20 protein-coding genes are annotated in these 20721 nt (G+C 66.3%); 9 read left to right on the top strand and 11 right to left on the bottom strand.

Going from position 1 to position 20721, the window contains the following annotated elements:
• Positions 1-8 precede the first annotated feature (8 nt).
• The 4 genes from pucL to V9G04_17365 form a co-directional block, all read right to left on the bottom strand.
• The gene (pucL, locus tag V9G04_17350) at positions 9-914 is read right to left on the bottom strand and encodes a urate oxidase (protein ID MEI2715002.1); all 906 of its coding nucleotides are present in this window, start codon (positions 912-914) and stop codon (positions 9-11) included.
• A 94-nt stretch (positions 915-1008) separates the two neighbouring features.
• Positions 1009-2271, bottom strand: coding sequence for an aldolase (locus tag V9G04_17355; protein ID MEI2715003.1), 1263 nt, complete (start codon positions 2269-2271; stop codon positions 1009-1011).
• A gap of 25 nt (positions 2272-2296) precedes the next feature.
• Positions 2297-4813 carry an FtsX-like permease family protein gene (locus V9G04_17360; GenBank protein MEI2715004.1) on the bottom strand — a complete coding sequence of 839 codons (2517 nt, stop codon included), beginning with the start codon at positions 4811-4813 and terminating at the stop codon, positions 2297-2299.
• A gap of 52 nt (positions 4814-4865) precedes the next feature.
• Positions 4866-5666, bottom strand: coding sequence for an ABC transporter ATP-binding protein (locus V9G04_17365; protein ID MEI2715005.1), 801 nt, complete (start codon positions 5664-5666; stop codon positions 4866-4868).
• Positions 5667-5949: 283 nt separating this feature from the next.
• On the opposite strand from V9G04_17365, the gene V9G04_17370 reads away from it, so the two are divergent.
• Complete coding sequence (locus V9G04_17370; GenBank protein ID MEI2715006.1) at positions 5950-6096, top strand: hypothetical protein; 147 nt, start codon at positions 5950-5952, stop codon at positions 6094-6096.
• A gap of 178 nt (positions 6097-6274) precedes the next feature.
• On the opposite strand, the gene V9G04_17375 is transcribed toward V9G04_17370, so the two are convergent.
• The gene (locus V9G04_17375) at positions 6275-7426 is read right to left on the bottom strand and encodes an acyl-CoA dehydrogenase family protein (GenBank protein ID MEI2715007.1); all 1152 of its coding nucleotides are present in this window, start codon (positions 7424-7426) and stop codon (positions 6275-6277) included.
• 160 nt (positions 7427-7586) lie between these two features.
• Here V9G04_17375 and V9G04_17380 point away from each other — a divergent pair, with 160 nt between their 5' ends.
• The 4 genes from V9G04_17380 (at position 7587) to V9G04_17395 (ending at position 11377) form a co-directional block, all read left to right on the top strand.
• Positions 7587-8084 carry a hypothetical protein gene (locus V9G04_17380; GenBank protein ID MEI2715008.1) on the top strand — a complete coding sequence of 166 codons (498 nt, stop codon included), beginning with the start codon at positions 7587-7589 and terminating at the stop codon, positions 8082-8084.
• 127 nt (positions 8085-8211) lie between these two features.
• On the top strand, positions 8212-9708 hold the full coding sequence (locus V9G04_17385; GenBank protein ID MEI2715009.1) for a class I SAM-dependent DNA methyltransferase: 1497 nt from the start codon (positions 8212-8214) through the stop codon (positions 9706-9708).
• Positions 9709-9710: 2 nt separating this feature from the next.
• Positions 9711-10823, top strand: coding sequence for a restriction endonuclease subunit S (locus V9G04_17390; protein MEI2715010.1), 1113 nt, complete (start codon positions 9711-9713; stop codon positions 10821-10823).
• Between the two features lie 170 nt (positions 10824-10993).
• Positions 10994-11377 (top strand): restriction endonuclease, encoded by a 384-nt coding sequence (locus V9G04_17395; GenBank protein MEI2715011.1) that lies wholly within the window; start codon positions 10994-10996, stop codon positions 11375-11377.
• Between the two features lie 31 nt (positions 11378-11408).
• Here V9G04_17395 and V9G04_17400 read toward each other — a convergent pair whose 3' ends face one another.
• Together V9G04_17400 and V9G04_17405 are read right to left on the bottom strand one after the other, a co-directional pair.
• Positions 11409-11759, bottom strand: coding sequence for a toxin-antitoxin system HicB family antitoxin (locus V9G04_17400; GenBank protein ID MEI2715012.1), 351 nt, complete (start codon positions 11757-11759; stop codon positions 11409-11411).
• The gene (locus tag V9G04_17405) at positions 11759-12004 is read right to left on the bottom strand and encodes a toxin HicA (protein ID MEI2715013.1); all 246 of its coding nucleotides are present in this window, start codon (positions 12002-12004) and stop codon (positions 11759-11761) included. Before V9G04_17405 ends, V9G04_17400 begins: the two co-directional genes overlap by 1 nt.
• Positions 12005-12382: 378 nt before the next feature.
• On the opposite strand from V9G04_17405, the gene V9G04_17410 reads away from it, so the two are divergent.
• Genes V9G04_17410 through V9G04_17420 form a run of 3 tightly spaced genes read left to right on the top strand, consistent with a single transcriptional unit; the run spans position 12383 to position 16559 of the window.
• Complete coding sequence (locus V9G04_17410) at positions 12383-12826, top strand: helix-turn-helix domain-containing protein (GenBank protein ID MEI2715014.1); 444 nt, start codon at positions 12383-12385, stop codon at positions 12824-12826.
• Positions 12823-13179 (top strand): DUF86 domain-containing protein, encoded by a 357-nt coding sequence (locus V9G04_17415; protein ID MEI2715015.1) that lies wholly within the window; start codon positions 12823-12825, stop codon positions 13177-13179. The genes V9G04_17410 and V9G04_17415 overlap by 4 nt, the downstream gene beginning before the upstream one ends.
• On the top strand, positions 13176-16559 hold the full coding sequence (locus V9G04_17420) for a DEAD/DEAH box helicase family protein (GenBank protein ID MEI2715016.1): 3384 nt from the start codon (positions 13176-13178) through the stop codon (positions 16557-16559). Before V9G04_17415 ends, V9G04_17420 begins: the two co-directional genes overlap by 4 nt.
• A gap of 88 nt (positions 16560-16647) precedes the next feature.
• On the opposite strand, the gene V9G04_17425 is transcribed toward V9G04_17420, so the two are convergent.
• The 3 genes from V9G04_17425 to V9G04_17435 are packed head-to-tail and all read right to left on the bottom strand — an operon-like array spanning position 16648 to position 18501.
• Positions 16648-17631, bottom strand: a complete 984-nt coding sequence (locus V9G04_17425; GenBank protein ID MEI2715017.1) for a patatin-like phospholipase family protein — start codon at positions 17629-17631, stop codon at positions 16648-16650.
• Entirely contained in the window at positions 17628-18278 is a 651-nt protein-coding gene (locus tag V9G04_17430; GenBank protein ID MEI2715018.1) for an ArgP/LysG family DNA-binding transcriptional regulator, read from the bottom strand. The genes V9G04_17425 and V9G04_17430 overlap by 4 nt, the downstream gene beginning before the upstream one ends.
• Positions 18172-18501, bottom strand: coding sequence for a LysR family transcriptional regulator (locus tag V9G04_17435; protein MEI2715019.1), 330 nt, complete (start codon positions 18499-18501; stop codon positions 18172-18174). The genes V9G04_17430 and V9G04_17435 overlap by 107 nt, the downstream gene beginning before the upstream one ends.
• 78 nt (positions 18502-18579) lie before the next feature.
• Here V9G04_17435 and V9G04_17440 point away from each other — a divergent pair, with 78 nt between their 5' ends.
• Positions 18580-19179, top strand: a complete 600-nt coding sequence (locus V9G04_17440; GenBank protein MEI2715020.1) for a LysE/ArgO family amino acid transporter — start codon at positions 18580-18582, stop codon at positions 19177-19179.
• Between the two features lie 207 nt (positions 19180-19386).
• Here V9G04_17440 and V9G04_17445 read toward each other — a convergent pair whose 3' ends face one another.
• On the bottom strand, positions 19387-20712 hold the full coding sequence (locus V9G04_17445; GenBank protein MEI2715021.1) for an aspartate aminotransferase family protein: 1326 nt from the start codon (positions 20710-20712) through the stop codon (positions 19387-19389).
• Positions 20713-20721 lie beyond the last annotated feature (9 nt).

Consider the following 20721-nt stretch of genomic DNA (forward strand, 5'->3'; position numbering starts at 1 on the left):
CTGGCCCCTCACAAGAATCCCGGTACGCCCGCCCAGGCCGCCGGATCGTCGTCGACGTCATCGCGCCTGACCTGCGCCTCGATCAGACCGTACGGCCGGTCGGCGGCATAGAAGACCTCGCCGGGATTGTCGAGGCCGAATGGCGACAGGTCGGAGAGGAAGTGGTGCTTGTTGGGTGCGGAGAATCTGACCTCGGCGACCTGCGGGTGCGCCTTCAGCACCGCCTCGCCCATCAGGAACAGGGTCTCCTGCAAGGCACGGCTGTAGGTCTGCGCGAAGGTCGCGAGCAGGATGCTGCGGATGTCGAGATAGGCCGCGTCCCAGTCGTCGACGGCGCCGGAGTCGGTCGTACGCCACCTCGCGGTCAGCGAGGTCGCCATGATCCGGTCGTCGGTCTCGGCGAGCGTGGTGTATTCGTCTTTGAGGAAGCCCTTGAACTCCGACCCCGTCGATTTGAGCAGGGTCAGATCGGTCAGTCCGCTGAGCACGTGCACCGACTCGCGGGTCGAGGTCACGACAGCCGTACGCGTCTCGGTGCCACGACGTACGAACGCGTGGTCGTGCCCCTCCCCGGTACCGGGGATCGAGACGCGGTCCCAGGCGTACTCCTCCAACCGGATCTGCGCCTCGACGCAGGTGTCGGCGGCCGTGAGGAACCGCTTGCCGAGCGCCCTCCCGAAGTCCTCGGGCGAGGAGATCCCGTGGGACTTGGCGAAGGCGAAGACGGTGTTCTTCTGCGTGTCCGTGGGCAGTACGTCGGCCTGGTCACCGTCGCTGTGCGCCGCCGAGAAGTCGCCGCGCAACGAGGTCGAGACGCTGAGATCGCGGATCTCATGGCGCTCGGTCTGCCTGGTGATCCGTACGACCCGGTTCTCGGCCTTGCCGTATTGGTTGGTCCCCAGCACGATGCCCACGGCAGTCCCCTTCCCGGTGGTTGAGGAGCCGATCCAGCGCGTCTCCCCGGTGGTTGAGGAGCCCGCGCAGCGGGTGTCTCGAAACCACCTGCGGTCACCTCTCCGGCGAGGATGTCACATCGACACGTTTGGCGAGAGCGTTCAGCGTGGCCAGATCCAGCCCGCTGCCCTCGCTCACCTCGCGCCACGAGACCGCGCCGCAGTCGAGTCCTCGCAACACATAGTCGGCCAAGGCGCGAGCCGTCGCGGGCTCGTCCAGCACCGCGCCCTCGACCCCGGCGACATAGTGACGCAGCCTGACCAGCGCATCCTCCAGGCGCTCGCGAAAGAACGCGAACGTCGCCCCGAAGCGCGTCGGCAATTGATGCGGGTGCAGGTCCCAACCCTGGTAGTACGCGCGCTCCAGGTGACGGCGCACCAGGCGGTGGTGGAGTTCCCAGCCCCGCTCGATCGCGGCGTCGTCGCCGACGGGAAGGATGTTCGTCGAGCCGTCCGAGAGGCGTACGCCCGTCCCCGCCGCAGCGGCCTGCATCACCGACTTCGCATAGTCAGCCGCCGGGTGCTCCATCGATTGGTAGGCCGCCGCGACCCCGACGAAGGCCGAGTAGTCGTACGTCCCGTAGTGCAGGCCGGTGACGCGCCCGTCGCCGACGTGAATCATCCGCGCGACCAACGCGGTGCCGTCGGGTCCGAGGATCGATTGCGGTGTCTCGATCTGGAGCTCGAAGCCAATCGCGTGATCGGCGAGGCCGAGCCGATCCTCCAGGCTCTGCGAAAGTTCCACCATCGCCTCGACCTGAGCGACGCTGGTCACCTTGGGCAGGGTCAGCCCCATCCCGTCGACCCAGCCGGCGGTGTCGAGGAACATCGCGAGCGTCCGGATCCCGCGAGCGCGCGTGGGTCCCTCCAGGCTCTTGAAACGGATGCCGACGTACGGCGGGGCGGTGCCGTCGGACTTGTCGAGACGCAGTGCCTTCGCAGCCGCGAGACAGACCGCATCCTCATCCTCGGCGGCGACGTGTTTGGCGCCGTCCTCGAAGTCGATCCGCAGATCCTCGATGGGCTCTGATCCCAGCTTTTCCTGCACCCGGGCCAGGTCGTCCTCGCCGGTCCCCGTGGCCCGCCTGTATCCCTGCTCACCACTGGCGAGCAAGGAGCAAGCCTGCGTACCCCACTGTTGCGCCAGGCCCGGCCGATAGCGATCGGCGGCGAGGTAGACCGTGTGTACGGGCTGCCTCATCGCGCGCTGTCCCGGAAACTGCGCGAGCAGCGCCGCGTCGGCGTCGGCCAGTCGGGCGTCGGCGGTGATGATCAGGTCAGCGACCCAGTCCGGTGCTTCGGCCGTGGCGTCGTCCATGCACGGAGGCTAGCCCCGGCCGGGATCACTCCGTCGCGATCGCCTGCAGCACATTCATCCGCGAGGCCCGGATCGCCGGCACGATCGCGGCCAACACACCGAGGATCACCGCGATGATCAAGAAGACCACCAGACTGCTCAGCGGCAACGCCAGCACGGTGAGGTCCTTCTTCAGCGACTGCCGCAGCAGGATCCCGATCACCAGCCCGACCCCGAGCCCGAGCGCGGCACCGAGAAGCGCGATCGTGACCGATTCGAGCATCACCATCAGTCGCAGTCGACTGCGCGAGAGCCCGACCGCGCGCAGCAGACCGATCTCACGGGTGCGTTCGAGCACCGAGAGGCCCAACGTGTTGATGATGCCGAAGACGGCGATGATGATCGCGAGCGCCAGCAGGCCGTAGATCATGTACAGAAGCTGATTGAGCTGGCCCTTGATCGAATCGGCGAACTGCTGCTTGTCCTGCACCGCGACGATCGGAATATCGGCAATCACCGCGTCGAGCGCCTTCGCGACCTCGGCCTTGTCCGCCCCCTTGTCCGCGTTGATGCTCAGCGCCTGGTCTGCGCGCTTGATCCCGGCAGCCTTCAGCACCGACAGCGGCGCGGTGATCGAGCCCGTCACCGGAGTGTCGTCGAAGATGCCCGCGACCTTGAGGTCGAGCGTCTTGCCGCTCGGGAACTCCAACGGCAGCGTCCCGCCGACCTTGAGGTCGAGCGCCTTGGCCTTGCTCTTGTTGAGCAACACCTCGTGGCCCGTGAGCCGCTGCGTTCCCGAGAGCATCGTCAGTTTGTAGATGTCGGGGAAGGTCGAGTCGACCCCGATGACGTACTCCTGCTTCGGCTTCTTCGACCCGTCGTCGGACAGTGCCACGACACCCTGCTGACGCGACACGACGGCCACCCCGTCGACCTTGGCCATGTCGTCGCCGATGGCGGTCGGGAAGGCGCCGAAGGTCGGCGACTGCACCAGGAAGTCGCTGGAGAACTGATCGTTGATCAGTTTGTCGTTGGTCGCGCTTACGGAGGAGGCCAGCACGCCTACGGCCGACACCACCGCCAAGCCGATCATCAGCGCCGACGCGGTGGCGCCCGTACGCCTGGGGTTGCGCAGCGCGTTCTCACCGGCCAGTCGACCGGATGCACCGAAGACCTTGCCGAAGACACCGCGCAGACCGAGCAGCAACGGCTTGCCGAGCACGGGCGCGATCAGCGCTCCGGTCACGATCCAGATGATCGCTGCCGCGCCGATCCAGATCGCATCGTTGCCCGGGCCACCCACGAGGCCTACCGCGGCCAGCGCGGCGCCGATGAGCAGGGCGACGACGCCGACGATCGTACGCCGACGCATCCCCTTCTCCTGGACCTCCACGTCCTCACGCATCGCGGCGACGGGTGGCACCTTCGAGGCCCGGCGGGCCGGCAGGTACGCCGCCGCCATCGTGACCAACAGACCCACGACGTACGCCCAGATCACGGTGCCCGGAGTCAGCGACAGCGTGTCGCCGGAGATCTCCAGCCCGACCATCTGGAAGACCGCGGCCAGGCCACGAGCAAGCAGCAGCCCCAACAGGACGCCGAGCGTCGCCCCGACCAGAGCCATCAGGAGCGCCTCGATCAGCACCGACCTGGTGACCTGCTTGCGGCTGGCGCCGAGCGCGCGCAGCAGGGCGGACTCGCGTACGCGCTGCTGCACCAGGATGCTGAACGTGTTGAAGATGATGAACGCGCCGACGACGATCGCGATGACCGCGAAGGCGGTGAGGAAGATGGAGATGACATCGAGGAACTGACCGATCGACGCCTCGGACTCCTTGACCAACTTGTCACCGGTGACGGCCGTGAAGCCGTCGGGGACGACCGTATTGGCCGCAGCCGCGAGTTCCTTCTGCGAGACGCCGTCCTTGCCGGTGAGCGAGACGCTGGTGAAGGCATCCAGTCCGCCCAGGAACACGTCCTGGGCCTGCTTGGTGTCCATCAGCACGAGGATCGCGCCCGCCGTGCCTCCGCCGTTGAAGTTGGCGGTGCCGACGAGTTCGAACTTCCTCGTCGCGTCTTGGACCGAGGCGGCGTTGGGGACGATCAGGGAGACTTCGTCGCCGATGTCGTACTTCCCGCGATCCGCGCTCGCCTGGTCAAGCACCACCTGGCCGTCAGCGGTGGGCCAGTCGCCCTTCTCCAACTGCAGGATCGGCTCGCCGAGCATGTTGTTGCTCTGCTCGTAGTTGAAGACCAGCGTCGGGGCACCCTGACCACCGACGAGTTTGCCGTTCGTACCCAGCAGGTAGGCACCCATGCCGTCGACCGAACCGCTGGCCTTCTCGACCTCGGGCAGAGCGGCGATCTTGGCCACGTCTTCGGGGGTGATCATCGAGTCGAGGGCGGCGTTGGCGTTGCTGAACGCGAGTTCGCCCTTGGGCTGGACGCGTGCCTCGGGGGTCGAGCCCTTGATGATGCCGTCGAAGGTGTTGCCCAGGCCGTTGCTGAAGGTCATCACCCCGGCCAGGAAGCCGACGCCCAGCACGATCGCAAGCGTGCTCATCAGCAACCTGACCTTGCGTGCCATCAGGTTGCGGAGCGTGAGGTGGAGCATCTCAGTCGTCCGTCCCGGTCTTGCTGGCTGCCCGGTCCATGGCGGCAGCTTGCAGGGCGGTCATCCTCTCGAGGATCACGTCGCGATCGGGGTTGCGTACCTCGTCGACGATCTTGCCGTCGGCCAGGAAGATGACGCGATCGCAGTACGACGCCGCGACCGCGTCGTGGGTCACCATCACGATCGTCTGGCCGAACTCGTCCACGCTGCGACGCAGGAAACCCAGCACCTCGGCCGAGCTCGTCGAGTCGAGGTTGCCCGTCGGCTCGTCGGCGAAGACGATGGCGGGCTGACTGACCAGGGCGCGGGCGCACGCGACGCGCTGCTGCTGACCGCCCGACATCTCACTGGGCCGGTGGGTGAGTCGGTCCTGTAGGCCGACGGCACCGATCACGCGGTCGAACCAGGCCTGGTCGGGCTTCTTGCCGCTGAGCGAGAGCGGGAGCGTGATGTTCTCCTGCGCGGTCAGCGTGGGGATCAGGTTGAACGCCTGGAAGACGAAGCCGACCTTCTCGCGCCGCAACGTCGTGAGGTCCTTGTCCTTGAGTTTTCCCAACTCGGTGCCGTCGACCCAGGCACCGCCACTGGTGGGCTGGTCGAGCGCGGCGAGGCAGTGCATCAGCGTGGACTTGCCCGAGCCCGAGGGGCCCATGATCGCGGTGAACTCGCCGCGCATCAGGTCCACGCTGACCCCGTCCAGCGCACGCACCTCGGCGTCGTCGTGACCGTAGGTCTTGACGAGATCACGCGCCGCGGCGGCGATCGAGTGCGTGGTCGAGGCGGTGGTCTGCGGGTCGGTCATGGCAGAAGCGTGACAGAAGTCGCCAGCACCTCACATTCGGGAATCACCCTGACCACACCCCGAGACGAACGAACGCGTGTGTCACGTCGCGTTGCTGAACATGTGCTCCCACACAGCCTCCCCACAGGCTCCAGGCGAACTCTGGCAGGCATGAGGACCTCCACCGCTCCAGCTGTTTCTCGCACTCGCCGCTATGTCGTGGGCGTCATGCTCGCGGCGAGCGTCGCCACGGGTGGTTTGGCGTACGACCTGGCGACCCATGCCACCGCGACAGGCTGCCGTCTTGGCATTCGGCGCCGCGGCACTGCTCTATCTGGTCGTCGAGGAACTCCTGGTCGAAGCGCACGAGGAGCAGGAGACCGTCTGGTTGGGCGCGTCGTTCTTCGCCGGATTCCTGGTCATCTATGTACTCGCGGCAATGGGCGGCTGAGCGAGGTCTCGACCTGTCGCGTCTGCTCAGCGCGAAGGCGCCCACCTGTCGCATCTGCTCACGGACCTGTGGATGAAGTGAGCATTAGCGACAGGTCGGGGGGGTTGAGAAATGCAGACGCGACAGGTGGGCTTGAGCGACACACCCGGCACCGCCGGGGCTCCCTCCTCGCTCCGGCTCAGAGACCCATGTCCTTGGCGATGATCAGCTTCATCACTTCGCTCGTGCCGCCGTAGATGCGGTTCACGCGGTTGTCGGCGTAGAGGCGCGCGATGGGGTACTCGTTAATGAAGCCGTACCCGCCGTGCAACTGCAGGCAACGGTCGATCACGCGGTGCGCGACCTCCGTACAGAACAATTTCGCCGAAGCCGCCTCGGCGGGGGTGAGATCGCCCGCGTCGTGGGCCTCCAGAGCGCGATCCACCACGGCCTCGGCCGCGTCGACCTCGGCCTTGCAGGCGGCAAGCTCGAACTTGGTGTTCTGGAACGCGGCCACCGGCTGCCCGAAGACCTTGCGCTGCTCGACGTACTCCTGAGCAAAGCGGATCGCCGCAGCAGCCTGGGCGTACGCCCCGATCGCGATCGCGAGCCGCTCCTGCGGCAGGTTCTGGCCGAGGTAGTAGAAGCCCTTGTGCTCCTCGCCGAGCAGGTCGGCGGCGGGCACGCGTACGTCCTGGAACGCCAACTCGGCCGTGTCGGACACCTTCAAACCCAGCTTGTCGAGCTTGCGACCCACCGAATAGCCGGGCGCCTTGGTGTCCACAACCAGCAGTGAGATCCCGAAGCGACGGTCGGTCTCCGACGGGGGTGCCGTACGCGCGCACACGATGACCTTGTCGGCGTGTACGCCGCCGGTGATGAAGGGCTTGGCGCCGTTGAGGACGTACTCGTCGCCATCGAGGCGCGCGGTCGTCGTCATCCCCGCGAGGTCGGAGCCGGTGCCGGGCTCGGTCATCGCGATCGCCCACATCTCCTCGCCGGAGACGAACGGCGGCAGCCAACGCTGCTTCTGCTCGTCGGTGGCGAGTTTGAGGATGTACGGCAGGCAGAGCCCGACGTGGACGCCCGACCCTCCCAAGGACACACCCGCGCGGTGGACTTCCTCGGTCTCGACGGCGGCGTACTTGAACGACTCGATGCCCGCGCCGCCGTACTCCTCCGGCACCTCGATGCCGAAGACACCGAGCTCGCCGAGTTTGAGATAGAAGTCGCGGGGGGCCTGGCCGGCTGCGTACCACTCGTCGTAATGCGGGACGACCTCCGACTCCAGGAACTGGCGGATGGTCTGGCGGAAGGACTCGTGGTCCTCGTTGTAGACGCTGCGGCGCATCGGGACTCCTGTGTTCAACGGGCTTCTACTACGGACGCTAGTGGATGACCGGAATCGCCCAGCAAGGGTCCAGGGCTTTCACAGGCTGTCGACAGGCCCCGCGTCGAAAGTGGAGTCAGCCGGGCGGCGAGGTACGCCGCCTGTGACCACAGGAGAAAAGATGAACAGGAACAAGATCATCGGCCTCGGCATCGGTGCGACGGCGGCCCTCGCGGTCGCGATGCTAGGCGGGATGGCTCTTGCCAACGCGACCGACGACGACGGCGCCGCCGCCCCATGGGGCCGGCCCCAGCACGGGCAGATGCGGGGAGGTCCCGAGATGGGCGAGCCGGGGATGGGTCGGCACGAGCACACCCCCGTTGACGACGCGACGTTGCAGAAGATCAAGGCGGCCGTGAAGAAGTACGACGACTCGATCACCGTGAGCGAGGCAGTCACCGATCCCGACGGGTCGTACGACGTGCGCGCGACCAAGGACGACAAGCAGGTGATGTTGGAGGTCAGTGCGGACCTGAAGACCGTGTCGGAGAGGGCTGGCGGACCTGGGATGCCTCCCGGTGGCCAGCCCGGCGCGGGTCAGCCGGGCGATATCGGCACCTCGCCGGACTTCGACGGTGATGGCCAGCCGGACGACACCTCCTCGAGCGCCAAGTCCTGAGGCCCCGCCGACCGAAGGAACTGCGGCCGTCGCGGGCCTCCGCGCGACGGACCCTGGTCGTACGGCCGCAGTTCTTTCAGGTGCGCGCGAGCGCCAGAACGTCCGTCCCGACGGATACGGTGAGCCGGTGATCACGGGTGAGCTGAAGAGCAAGATCGATCGCGTCTGGGACTCGTTCTGGTCGGGCGGCATCAGCAACCCGGTCGAGGTGATCGAGCAGATCACTTACCTGCTGTTCATCCGTCGTCTCGACGAACTGCACACGCTCGCAGAAAACAAAGCGAACACGATCCGCAAGCCGATCGAGAACCCGCTGTTCCTGCCCGGCCAGGAGCACCTGCGGTGGAGCCGGTTCAAGAACGATGACCCGGCGGTGATGTTCAAGGTCGTCAGCACCGAGGTGTTCCCGTACCTCCAGCAGCTTGGTCAGCGCGGCGGAGACGACACGACGTACTCCGATCACATGCGCGATGCGCGGTTCACGATCCCGACCCCCGCGTTGTTGTCGAAGGTGGTCGACCTGCTCGACGACATCCCGATGGCGAACCGCGACACGAACGGTGATCTGTACGAGTACATGCTCGGCAAGCTCGCCACATCCGGCACCAACGGGCAGTTCCGCACGCCGCGGCACATCATCGAGTTGATGGTGGCGATGACGGCGGCGAAGCCTGATGACGAGATTTGCGATCCGGCATGCGGCACGGCGGGCTTCCTGGTCGCGGCGAGTGAGTACGTGCGCGAGCAGCACCCGTCTGCGCTGACGGATGCGCGGCAGCGCCAGCACTTTCACTCGTCGATGTTCCATGGGTATGACTTCGACTCCACGATGCTGCGCATCGGCTCGATGAACATGCTTCTGCACGGGGTCGAGTCGGCCGACATCCGCTATCGCGATTCGCTGTCAGAGGGCGCGAGCGGGGAGGCGGAACGCTTCACGCTGATCCTGGCCAACCCGCCGTTCGCGGGGTCGCTGGACTATGAGGCGACGTCGAAGGATCTGCAGCGGATCGTAAAGACGAAGAAGACCGAGCTGCTGTTCTTGGCATTGTTCTTGAAGCTGCTCAAGCCCGGTGGGCGGGCGGCGGTGATCGTGCCCGACGGCGTGTTGTTCGGTTCGTCGAACGCGCACAAGGCGTTGCGCAAGGCTCTGGTCGAGGAGCAGAAGCTCGACGCCGTCGTGAAGCTGCCCTCGGGTGTGTTCCGGCCGTACGCCGGGGTGTCGACTGCCATCTTGTTCTTCACCCGCACTGACTCCGGCGGCACCGAGGACGTGTGGTTCTACGACGTACGCGCCGACGGGTACTCCCTCGACGACAAGCGCAACCCGGTGGAGGCGAACGACCTGCCCGACGTGCTCGCGCGCTGGTCAAGCCGCCCCACGTCGGTTGAGCCTGGCGAAACCACGTGGTCGGAGACCACCCGCGCGCGCACCGAGCAGTCGTTCCTCGTGCCGAAGACCGACATCGTCGCGCAGGGGTACGACCTGTCGCTCAACAGATACAAGGAGATCGAGTACGACGAGGTCGAGCACCGCGCTCCGCTCGAGATCATCGCGGACATCGAGAAGCTGGAGGCTGAGATCTCCGATGGGCTCGCTGAGTTGAAGGCGATGCTGTCGTGAAGATGGTGCCGCTGGCGGACGCCTGCGCGATCACGATGGGGCAGGCACCCAGTGGCGACTCGTACAACGATCGCGGCGAGGGCCTGCCCCTGATCGCAGGAGCCGGGGATTTCAAAGGGGCGGCCTTAGCCCCGAGCAAGTTCACCACCAAGCCCACGAGGGTGTCAGCGGCTGGCGACATCGTCCTCAGCATCCGCGCATCGATCGGCGCAAAGGTTCGGGCGGATGGCGAGTACTGCCTCGGCCGGGGCGTCGCGGGCTTGCGACCCGGATCGGAGCTGGACGACGGCTACTTGTGGCACTGGCTCACTCGGTATGAGCGGGAACTGGCTTCGAAAGGTCGCGGAGCCACCTTCCTCCAGGTGAACAAGACCGATATAGGCGAGATGTTGATCCAGCTTCCGCCACTGGATGAGCAGCACCGGATCGCCGCGATCCTTGACCACGCCGACGCCCTCCGAGCCAAGCGCCGCCAAGTCCTCGCCCACCTCGACTCCCTGACCCAGTCGATCTTCCAGAAACGATTTGGGCACATGGATCCGAAGGTGGAGCTTCAGGCGGTGTGCACCAAGGTCACCGATGGAACTCATCAATCACCAATGTGGGCCGACGAAGGTGTCCCATTCCTCTTCGTGAGCAACATCACGAGGGGCGAGATCGAAACGACCACTCAGAGGTTCATCAGTTTTGACACATGGTCAGAACTGACGCGGCGAACCCCTATTGAGGTCGGAGACCTGCTGTACTCCACGGTCGGGAGTTTCGGCATTCCTGCGCTAGTTCGTTCAGACGAGCCCTTCGCGTTTCAACGTCATATCGCACACATCAAACCGGATCGCGCCAAGGTGGACTCAACCTTTCTTGGCGCCCAACTGAAGTCCCCACTGGTGCGGCGACAGGCGGTCCGCGCTGCCCGAGGCGTGGCTCAGCCCACCGTGAACCTTGCGGACATCAAGAGGTTCGCCGTGGTCGTTCCCCCGATTGCTGATCAGCGCGCGTTCGCCAACGAGGCCGAAGCCGTCCGCACCCAACAGCTTGCAATGCGCCTTGTGAGTTCCCGCGAAGACGCCCTCTTCGCGTCCCTCCAGTCCCGCGCCTTCCGAGGAGAACTCTGATGAGCACAGTTCCAACCTGGGACCAGTACATGGCCCCTTCGCTGCAGGCCCTTGTAGACGGGGAGGTCCGTCGCGCGTATCAATGAGGACGTGTCTGCTCAGTTGCTCGACCGCCTCCATGCCCAGGAGCCGGCCTTCTTCGAGCAAGCGGTCCTCGACCTGCTGATGGCGTGAGCTACGGCGGCGCGGACGGCACCGCGACTCGTACTCAACTCTCCAACGACGGCGGCATCGACGGTGTGATCGACCAGGACGCCCTGGGTCTGAGCCGGGTGCACGTTCAGGCCAAGCGCTACGCCCCGACCACGCCGATCGGCCGGCCCGACATCCAGGCCTTCGTCGGTGCCATGGCTGACAGCCAGGCCAACCAAGGCGTCTTCATCACCACCGGCCGTTTCAGCTCTGGCGCGCGCGACTACGCCAACAACGTCCCCACCCGCGACGTGCTCCTCGACGGCCCGCGCATGGCCGCGCTCATGATCAAGTACGGCGTCGGCGTACAGGTGAAGCGCACCCTCCACATCGTCGAGATCGACGAAGATTTCTTCGAGTAGAGACGCGGCCGCGCTTCTGGCTGGGCGGGTATCAGGTCGAGGCGAGCTTCCGCACGACGTACTGGTTCAGGCTCATCCGCTCCTCGGCGGCGTGCATCACCAGGTTGCGATGAAGTCGTTCGCCGATACGCACGTTGAAGGTCCCCGAGAACTTCCGCTCCGAGAGTGGTTCGGGGATGGCCTCGCCGGTGCTGGCCATGTCCGCAACTACGTCAGCGAGGAGCTGTTCCAGCCCATCGATCGCCGCGGCGCGAGATCCCGCGAGCCAGGACAACGAAGGGAACTCAAGGCAGGTGGCGACGTACTCGCTGTCTTCAGCAGACCAAGTCACCCGGTAGGTGTAGTGGGCCACGTTCACCTGTGGGCGGTCCAGCGTGTCCATCACATAGCCTCCTTCTTGTCGATAGCCGCGAGCACCTGACGAACCTGGTACGCCTTCGCCTTGCCTTTGTCGTTCTGAATGTTGACTCGGGGATCGCCGGGCCAGGGCATCTTGAACACCGCGTGGGAAGTCCCTGCCTGCCGGGGCTTCCCGAAGTAGTGCTCGCAGACTTTGTGAAGATCGTTGAAGGCGACGTTGTGGGGGTTGCTCCTCAGAGCCCTCACGATCTTGCTTACGGATGTCATTGGCATGGTACCGCAGGCAGTACCACACCTGCCAGGTCTCGCGACAGCTTGGCCACCCGGCGCGCAATCCAGACCTCGGCCTCGCCGGCTTTGCACCGCGCCCACACGCGCGGCAGCCGATGCCGCAGGTCGAGCACGTCGGCGATCGCGTGCGCGCCGCCCATTGAGCCATGGCTTCCAGCTCATCGACGTCAACCAACCGCCTCCGCGCCACCGCATCCGACGCTGCGGCGAGCGTGGCCGCGGCGTCGAGGGAGTCGAAGGAGGAGGTCATATGAACAAGCTAGAGGTGACCACCGACGGTTTGGATTGGGCGGAACCGACAGGGATGGACCGCAGTTATATCGCCCGCGATAACACCCCGATAAGGTGGCGTGCATGGACATTCGTGCGGAGCGGCTCGCGGCTGGGCTCAGCCAGTCGCAACTCGCCCGCGCCGCGCGGGTGCCGCAGCCCAATCTTTCGGCGTACGAGAACGGCCGGCGCAGCCCGAGCCCCGAGGTGATGCAGCGCATCGTGCGTGTCTTGCAGGGCCGTCCGTCCCTGCGCGTCGCGGAGCATCGCGACAGCATCCGTGCCCTGGTAGCCGATCATCACGCACTCCACCCGCGCCTGTTCGGCTCGGTTGCACGCGGCGATGACGAGCCAGGATCGGACGTCGACCTGCTGGTGGAGTTCACCGACGAAGCCACTCTCCTCGACGAGGTCGGGCTGCGGCTGGCTCTGCGTGACCTGCTCCAGGTCGAGGTCGATGTGGTCGCCGACGACGGGCTCCGGGGCGAACTCCGCGAGCGCATCCTGGGCGAAGCGGTGCCCGTGTGAACGACTCCCACTCCAAGGCAATCGACGTGGCCGGCCGCGTGGTCTCCGTGTGTGACGTGCTGGCCGAGATTGTCCGCGGAAGTGACATCGACGCCTTTGTTACCGACGTACGCACCCAATGGGCTGTCGAGATGGGCCTCATCCGGATCGGCGAAGCGATCAACCGCATCCCCGCCGACGTGTTGACCGACTTCCCCGATCAGCCCTGGCGTCAGATCATCGCGATGCGCAACTTCGCGGCACATCAGTACGACGACCTCGACCCGCGCCGCGTCTGGCGCACTTTGACCGGTGACGTGCCAGCTCTGCGCGCCTACCTCAACGACACCGTGATCCCCGGGCTCTCATCGTGAGCAATTTCGCCTTCGTTAAGCAGACGCTGCCGGCGGTCCACGCCGACTGCGCCCGCGCGGAGGCCTACCTCACCACCGACCCGCGCACCTCCTGCATCTACGCGCGGCGTGCGGCTGAGTTGCTCGTGGGTCATCTGTACGACGTACTCGCGCTGCCTGCGCCGTACAAGGATGACCTCAGTGCCCGCATCAACGCGCCCGCGTTCAAGACCGCGACCGGCCTCGGCGTCAACGCCAAGCTCAACCTGATCCGCCACCTCGGCAACAGCGCCGTGCACGCGCAGGCGCCGATCCAGCCGCAGTCGGCGGTCAACGCCATACGCGAACTCCACCACGTGATGACGTGGGCCGCCTTCCATCACTCGCCCCAACCCGGCGCCGTGCCCACGGGAGCGCAGTTCGACCCCACGCTCGCCAGCAAAATGGCGCCCCTCTCGCGCGCGGAAGTGCAGAAGCTCGCGGACACCTTCAAGAAGCAGGACGAAGCGCACGCCGCCGCGCTGAGCGAGAAGGATGAACTCCTCGCCGCCCACGAAGCCGAGATCGCCCGGCTGCGCGAGGAGATCAAGGCAGCCCAAGCCGCCAACACCAAGCCCGACGACCACGACTACGACGAGGCCACCACCCGCGACGTCTTCATCGACGTGCTGCTCGGGCAGGCGGGCTGGGTTTCGACAGGCTCCGGGGTGCGGCTCGAACGTGAATACAGAGTCGCGAGCATGGGGGTTTCGACAGGCTCAACCACCGAGAAGGTCGGGTATGCCGACTACGTGCTGTGGGGCGCCGACGGCCTCCCGCTCGCGGTGGTCGAGGCCAAGCGCGCGAAGAAGAGCGCTGCCATCGGCCAACAACAAGCCACGTTGTACGCCGACGCGCTGGAGCGCGAGTTCGGCCGACGGCCGGTGATGTTCTGGACCAACGGATACGAGCACTGGATCTGGGATGACGTATCCGGATATCCGCCGCGCCAGGTGCACAGCTTCTATACGCGCGACGAGCTGGAGCTGATGATCCAGCGCCGCCACACGCGCCTCCCGCTGGCTGGTCAGCCGATCGATGTGGACATCGTCGAGCGTCCCTATCAGCACCGAGCGATCCGGGCCGTTGGCGACGCCTTCGACCGCAAGCAGCGCGAGGCCCTCCTCGTGATGGCCACCGGCTCCGGCAAGACCCGCACCGTCATCGCGATGATCGACCAGTTGATGAAGACCAACTGGGTCAAGCGCGTGCTCTTCCTCGCCGATCGCAAGGCGCTGGTCAACCAGGCCGCCAACGCCTTCAAGCAGCACCTGCCCGATGCCACGACGGTCAACCTGATCACGGACAAGGACGTCGACGGACGCGTCTACGTGTCGACGTACCCCACGATGTTGAACCTGCTCAACGACGTCGACGACAAGGGTCTGCGCCGCTTCGGGCCGGGGTACTTCGACCTGATCGTGATCGACGAGGCGCACCGGTCGGTGTATGCGAAGTACGGCTTCATCTTCGACTACTTCGACGCGATGCTCGTCGGTCTCACCGCGACGCCGAAGGACGAGGTCGACCACAACACGTACCGCCTGTTCCACCTCGAAGACGGCGTCCCGACCGATGCGTACTCCTTGGAGGAGGCCGTCTCTGACGGCTACCTCGTGCCGCCGCGAGGGGTGAAGGTCGACACCTTCTTCATGCGCGAAGGAATCCGATACGCCGACCTCAGCGATGACGAGCGCGACGAGTGGGATGCGCTGGAGTGGGGAGACGACGGCCCGCCGAGTGAGGTGGGATCCGGGGAGTTGGACCGCTTCCTCTTCAACGAGGACACCACCGACAAGGTGCTCGCCAAGCTGATGTCCGACGGGCGCAAGGTCGCGGGCGGTGACCGGCTCGGCAAGACCATCATCTTCGCCAAGAACCAGGCCCACGCGGAGTTCATCGGCCGGCGCTTCGACGTGGGCTGGCCACATCTGGCCGGGCAGCACGCGCGGGTGATCACGCACGCGACGCCGTACGCCCAATCGCTGATCGACGACTTCTCGATCAGGGACAAGGCGCCCCACATCGCGATCAGCGTGGACATGCTCGACACCGGCATCGACGTGCCCGAGGTCGTCAACCTGGTGTTCTTGAAGACGGTGCGCTCGAAGTCGAAGTTCTGGCAGATGATCGGGCGCGGCACGCGGCTTTGCCCCGACCTATACGGCCCCGGCCAAGACAAGGAAGATTTCTTCGTCCTCGACTTCTGCGGCAACCTGGAGTACTTCAGCCAGGACCTGCCCGGCAGTGAAGGCTCGGTCCAGAAGTCGCTCACGCAGCGGATCTTCGAATCAAGGCTCGGGCTCGTGACCGCCCTCGACGCGTCGGGAGAGCACGCCGACCTGCGCGCCTCGACGGCCAAGATCCTGCACGCGTTCGTGTCCGGGATGACGCTCGACAACGTGCTCGTACGTCCACATCGGCGGGCGGTGGAGCGGCTGTCGGAGGCGTCGACGTGGGAGCGGTTGACGCCCGAGGACGCCGAGGCCGCGCTCGTGCTCGGCGGCCTGCCCACCACCGAGCAGGACAACGACGAGGACGCGAAGCGCTTCGACCTGTTAGTGCTGCGGCGTCAGGTCGCGCAGCTTGATGGCGACGCCGTGACCGCCGAGAGGTTGCGCGAGACGATCCAAGCCATCGCCTCAGCGTTGCTCGCCAAGACCACAATCCCGTCGGTGGCCGAGCAGGCAGTGTTGCTCGAATCGATCGCCAGCGAGGAGTGGTGGATCGACGTCACGCTCCCGATGCTGGAGCTGGTGCGCGTGCGGATTCGCGCGCTGGTGCGGTTCGTGGAGAAGTCGCGGCGGAACCCGGTCTACACCGACTTCGTTGATGAACTCGGCCAGTCCAGCGAGGTCTCGCTGCCCGGGATCACGCCGGCCGTGGACTTCGAGCGGTTTCGGGCCAAGGCGCAGGCCTATCTGCGCGAGCACGAGGAGCACATCGCGCTTCAGCGGCTGCGGCGCAACCGGCAGCTCACCGGTGAGGACCTGGCCGCACTGGAGCAGATGCTGATCGAGGCCGGCGCAGACCGTGGTCACCTCGCTCGGGCCGCTGGCCACGATGGCGGCCTCGGTGTCTTCATCCGCTCGCTCGTCGGGTTGGATCGAGTGGCCGCGCAAGAGGCGTTCGCCGGCTACCTCGATGAAAGCCGCTTCTCCGTGCAGCAGATTCGCTTCATCGACATGGTCATCGACGAGCTCACGGCGAACGGCGCGATGGAGCCGGCGCGGTTGTTTGAGTCGCCGTACACCGACAACGCACCGACCGGCCCGGAGTTCTTCTTCCCCGGCCAGGTCGGCGACCTCGTCGCGATCCTTGATGACGTGACCGCGCGCGCGACGGTGGCGGCGACGGGCTGAGTCATTTGGACCGAAGAACTGCGGCCGTAGGGGGCACGCCTGCGCGCCAGATCGACACCCTGGCCGCAGTTCTTCCCAGGATTGGGGGTCAGTGTCCGGCGTGGTCGAGAGCCTCGGTGGCTTTCGACCGGCCGAGCTCGATCAGTTCGTTGGCGCGGTGGAATTCGAGCGTACGAGCGGCAGCCAGCGGGATCGACACCATCACGTCCGGCGGATTGGTCGCCACGTGATAGCGCGAGATGGCCGCCTGCATCGTCTCGAACGACCCGAGCATCACATCCATCGCGCGCAAGTCGGGCTTCTTGGGTTTCTTCCTACGGCTGCGTACGGGGATCCGCGATCGGGCTGACCGGCGCGACCCCTTGGCGACTTCTGCTGACTCGGCGGGGATTTCTGCTGACTCGGCGGGGATTTCTGCTGACTCGGGTTCGGCGTCGGTAGCCGAGAACCCGATCCGGCGCAGCCAGGTGCGCTGGTCTCCACTGACCGAAGCCTCCTCGTGCACCGGCGACCCGCCGATCCGGCCGCGGTCGGCGGCCGAGAGGTCGACCGCCACGGTCAGATCAGCATCGACGCCGAGGATCGGGCCGACCGGCAGCGGGTTCAAGATGCCACCGTCGACGAGGAAGCGCCCACCCATCTCGACCGGGGTCAGCGCCCCCGGAATCGCGATCGAGGCCCGGATCGCCGCCATCAGCGGGCCGCGCTGGAACCACACCTCGCGCTGATTGGTCAGATCCGCCGCCACCGCAGTGAACGGGATCGACAGTTCCTCGATGTGGGTGTCACCAAGGAATCCCTCGATCTTCTCGATGATCTTGTTGCCGCGCACCGCGCCGGGTCCGGAGATCGAAGGGTCCATCAAGCGCAACACGCCACGCTGGGTCAGCGTGCGGGCGTACGCCGCGAACTCCTCGTCCTGGCCCGCCGCCGCGAGCCCACCCACGAGAGCACCCATCGACGTACCTGCGATGGCGACGACCTCGTGGCCGCGCTCTCGCAGCACTTCGAGTACGCCGAGGTGGGCATACCCGCGGGCCCCGCCCGCACCCAGTACGAGTGCCACTCTCACGGCCGCAAGCCTGCCAGAGCAGCGGCACGTACGACTTCGGTGAGTCGGTCGAGCAGGGGTGAGTCCAGGCGCCAGCGCTGCCAGTACAACGGCACGTCCAGGCGGTCTCGGCCCAACCTGACCACCTCTCCGCGGGCCAGAGCATCGGCTATCTGGGGCTCCGGCAGCATCGCCCAACCCAGGCCCGCCTCTACCGCAGCGCAGAAGTCGCTCGACGACGGCACCTGGTGTACGACCGCGGGCCGCTCGATCCCACGCGCGGTCAACTGCTGATGTTGCAGGCGGTCCTTGGCATTGAAGACCACGACCGGCATCCGCGCCCAGTCCAGCCGATTGCCGCGGCGCCACCGATCCGCGAAGTCGCGCGTGGCGACCGGCAGATAGCGCAGCGTGCCCAACAGTTCGACCGAGCACCCCTGTACGGCGGTCGGGTCGCTGGTCACCGCGGCAAGCACCCGCCCGGCGCGCAGCAGTTCCTGCGAGTGCTCTTGATCCTCGATCGTGAGTCGAAGGGCGACTGGCGCGTCCCAGTCTGCGATGTCAACGAGGGCAGGTCGAAGCCAGGTAGCCAGCGAGTCGGCGTTGACGGTCACCGCAAGTTCGGCGGCTGCGTACTCCCCGAGCGCCGCTTCGGCCTCGGTAAGCAAAAGCGCCGTCTGACGGCCCAGTTTGGCCAACTCGGCCCCGGGCTCGGTGAGCTTCGCAAGGCTGCGTACGACTGACCAACACTCGCCCGGCCGCCGTTTCCAGCGCTCGAATCCGTTGACTGACCGCGCTCGGCGTCAATTGCAGCCGACGTGCGGCGGCCTCGAAAGAACCCTCGTCCGCGATCGCCACCAACGCAGCGAGTTGGCCTGGGTTCAGTTCCATGGAGTCAGTGAAGCACTTCTAATGTTCCTGAAGAAACATTCGCTGGCATGAACTGGTCGTCGTCCTTAGATTCGTCGTGTGAACGACTTGATCCCCGGCCTGCTCACCGGGCTCGCGCTGATCGTGGCGATCGGCGCCCAGAATGCGTACGTCCTGCGCCAAGGCATCCGGCGTTCGCACGTCGGCCTCGTGGTGGCGATCTGCGCTGTGTCGGACGTCGTGCTGATCGTCGCCGGCGTGTCGGGCATCGGCACGATCGTCGACCGAGCGCCGACGGCGATCGAAGTCGTACGCTGGCTCGGCGTTGCCTTCCTGACGTGGTACGGCCTGTCGTCGCTGTGGCGGGCACGTCGCGCCGACGCACTGTCAGCCTCCGGCGAGGTAGTGGACGCCCGGCGCTCCGTCGCACTCAAAGCGCTCGCGTTGACCTGGCTCAACCCGCACGTCTATCTCGACACGGTGCTGTTGCTGGGGTCCGTCGCCAACACCCACGGCTCGCCGGGGCGCTGGTGGTTCGCCGCCGGTGCGTGCCTGGGGTCGATCCTGTGGTTTTCCGGGTTGGGCTTCGGCGCCCGGCTGCTCGCCCCGGTGTTGGCGCGCCCTCGGGCCTGGCAGGTGCTCGACGTACTGATCGGGATCGTGATGCTGCTGATCGCGCTCAAGCTGGCGATGGGCTAACGACTCGCCTGATCCCGCAGTCCCTGTGGTTTCGATCGGAGTCGCGGATCGGCACCGTGACTGAACCTCACGCCCGTTGCGGTGCCTAGCGGTGTCACCCAGTGGCACCTGCAAGGACCGCAAGGCGTGGCGTGGGTTCGAGCCCTTCGAGACGCCGACTTCGTCGGCTCCTCGGGAACCAACGCGCCTTCGGCGCTCCTCAAACGGTCAACCGGTCGCGGTCAGCGCCTCATCGATCGCGGCGATCCCCTCGCGGGCCAGTTCGTGGTCGATGTTGAGCGCGGGCACGACATGGATCCGGTTGAAGTTCACGAACGGCAGCACGCCGCGCTCCTTGAGTGCGCCGACGATCGCGTTCATCTCCGGGCTCGTCCCGCCGTACGGCGCCAGCGGCTCGCGGGTCTCGCGGTCGGCGACGAACTCGATCGCCCAGAAGGCACCGACCCCGCGTACCTCCCCGATGCGGTCGTGCTTGTCGGCCAGGTCGCGCAGGGCCGGGCCGATCACATCCGTTCCCAGCAAAGCAGCCGCCTCGACGGCCCCCTCATCCTCCATCGCAGTGATCGCGCCGACCGCCGCTGCACAGGCCAGCGGGTGGCCGGAATAGGTCAGTCCGCCGGGATAGACGCGCTCGGCGAACGTACGGAAGATCTTGTCGCTGATCGCCACACCGCCGAGCGGCACATAGCCCGAGTTCACGCCCTTGGCGAATGTCAGCAGGTCGGGGACCACGTCGTCGAGCTCGACGCCGAACCACTTGCCCGTACGCCCGAAGCCGGTCATCACCTCGTCGGCGATGTAGACGATGTCGTGGCGGTCGCACAGTTCGCGTACGCCTCTCAAATAGCCCGGCGGCGGCACCATGATCCCCGCCGTGCCGGGGATGGATTCGAGCATGATCGCGGCGATCGTGCCCGGGCCTTCCAGCGCGATCACCTGCTCCAGGTGCTCCAGCGCGCGCTGGCATTCCTCGGCCTCGGTCGTCGCGTGGAAAGCGCTGCGGTAGAGGAACGGGCCGAAGAAGTGCACGGTGCCGTTGTCGCCCTGATCGTTGGCCCACCGCCGCGGGTCACCGGTGACGTTTATCGCCAGATGCGTACCCCCGTGGTACGACCGATAGATCGACAACACCTTCTGCCGCCCGGTGTGCAGCCGCGCCATTCGGATCGCATGTTCGTTGGCGTCGGCACCGCCGTTGGTGAAGAAGACCTTGTCGAGATCCCCCGGGGTGTGACTGGCGATCAGGCGCGCGGCCTCGGAGCGCGCGCCGTTCGCGTGCTGCGGCGCGATCGTGCACAACTGCGCAGCCTGGGCCTGGATCGCCTCGACGATGCGCGGATGCTGATGCCCGAGATTGGTGAAGACCAACTGCGAACTGAAGTCGAGGAACTTGCGACCCTCGCCATCCCAGACGTACGACCCCTCGGCCTTCGTGACGACCATCGGGGAGATGAGTTCCTGGGCCGACCAGGAGTGGAAGACGTGGGCCCGGTCGAGTTCGTACGCGCGGGCGGGGTCGGTCAAGTTGGCCATGGCCGACCA

The sequence above is a fragment of the Nocardioides sp. genome, from assembly GCA_037045645.1.
GTDB lineage: Bacteria > Actinomycetota > Actinomycetes > Propionibacteriales > Nocardioidaceae > Nocardioides.

Bases quoted from the DNA above. Each gene is read 5' to 3' on its own strand.
- V9G04_17355 (MEI2715003.1), bottom strand. From the start codon at position 2,271: ATGGACGACGCCACGGCCGAAGCACCGGACTGGGTCGCTGACCTGATC.
- V9G04_17360 (MEI2715004.1), bottom strand. From the start codon at position 4,813: ATGAGCACGCTTGCGATCGTGCTGGGCGTCGGCTTCCTGGCCGGGGTG.
- V9G04_17365 (MEI2715005.1), bottom strand. From the start codon at position 5,666: ATGACCGACCCGCAGACCACCGCCTCGACCACGCACTCGATCGCCGCC.
- V9G04_17375 (MEI2715007.1), bottom strand. From the start codon at position 7,426: ATGCGCCGCAGCGTCTACAACGAGGACCACGAGTCCTTCCGCCAGACC.
- V9G04_17380 (MEI2715008.1), top strand. From the start codon at position 7,587: ATGAACAGGAACAAGATCATCGGCCTCGGCATCGGTGCGACGGCGGCC.
- V9G04_17390 (MEI2715010.1), top strand. From the start codon at position 9,711: ATGGTGCCGCTGGCGGACGCCTGCGCGATCACGATGGGGCAGGCACCC.
- V9G04_17400 (MEI2715012.1), bottom strand. From the start codon at position 11,759: ATGGACACGCTGGACCGCCCACAGGTGAACGTGGCCCACTACACCTAC.
- V9G04_17405 (MEI2715013.1), bottom strand. From the start codon at position 12,004: ATGACATCCGTAAGCAAGATCGTGAGGGCTCTGAGGAGCAACCCCCAC.
- V9G04_17410 (MEI2715014.1), top strand. From the start codon at position 12,383: ATGGACATTCGTGCGGAGCGGCTCGCGGCTGGGCTCAGCCAGTCGCAA.
- V9G04_17435 (MEI2715019.1), bottom strand. From the start codon at position 18,501: ATGGAACTGAACCCAGGCCAACTCGCTGCGTTGGTGGCGATCGCGGAC.
- V9G04_17445 (MEI2715021.1), bottom strand. From the start codon at position 20,712: ATGGCCAACTTGACCGACCCCGCCCGCGCGTACGAACTCGACCGGGCC.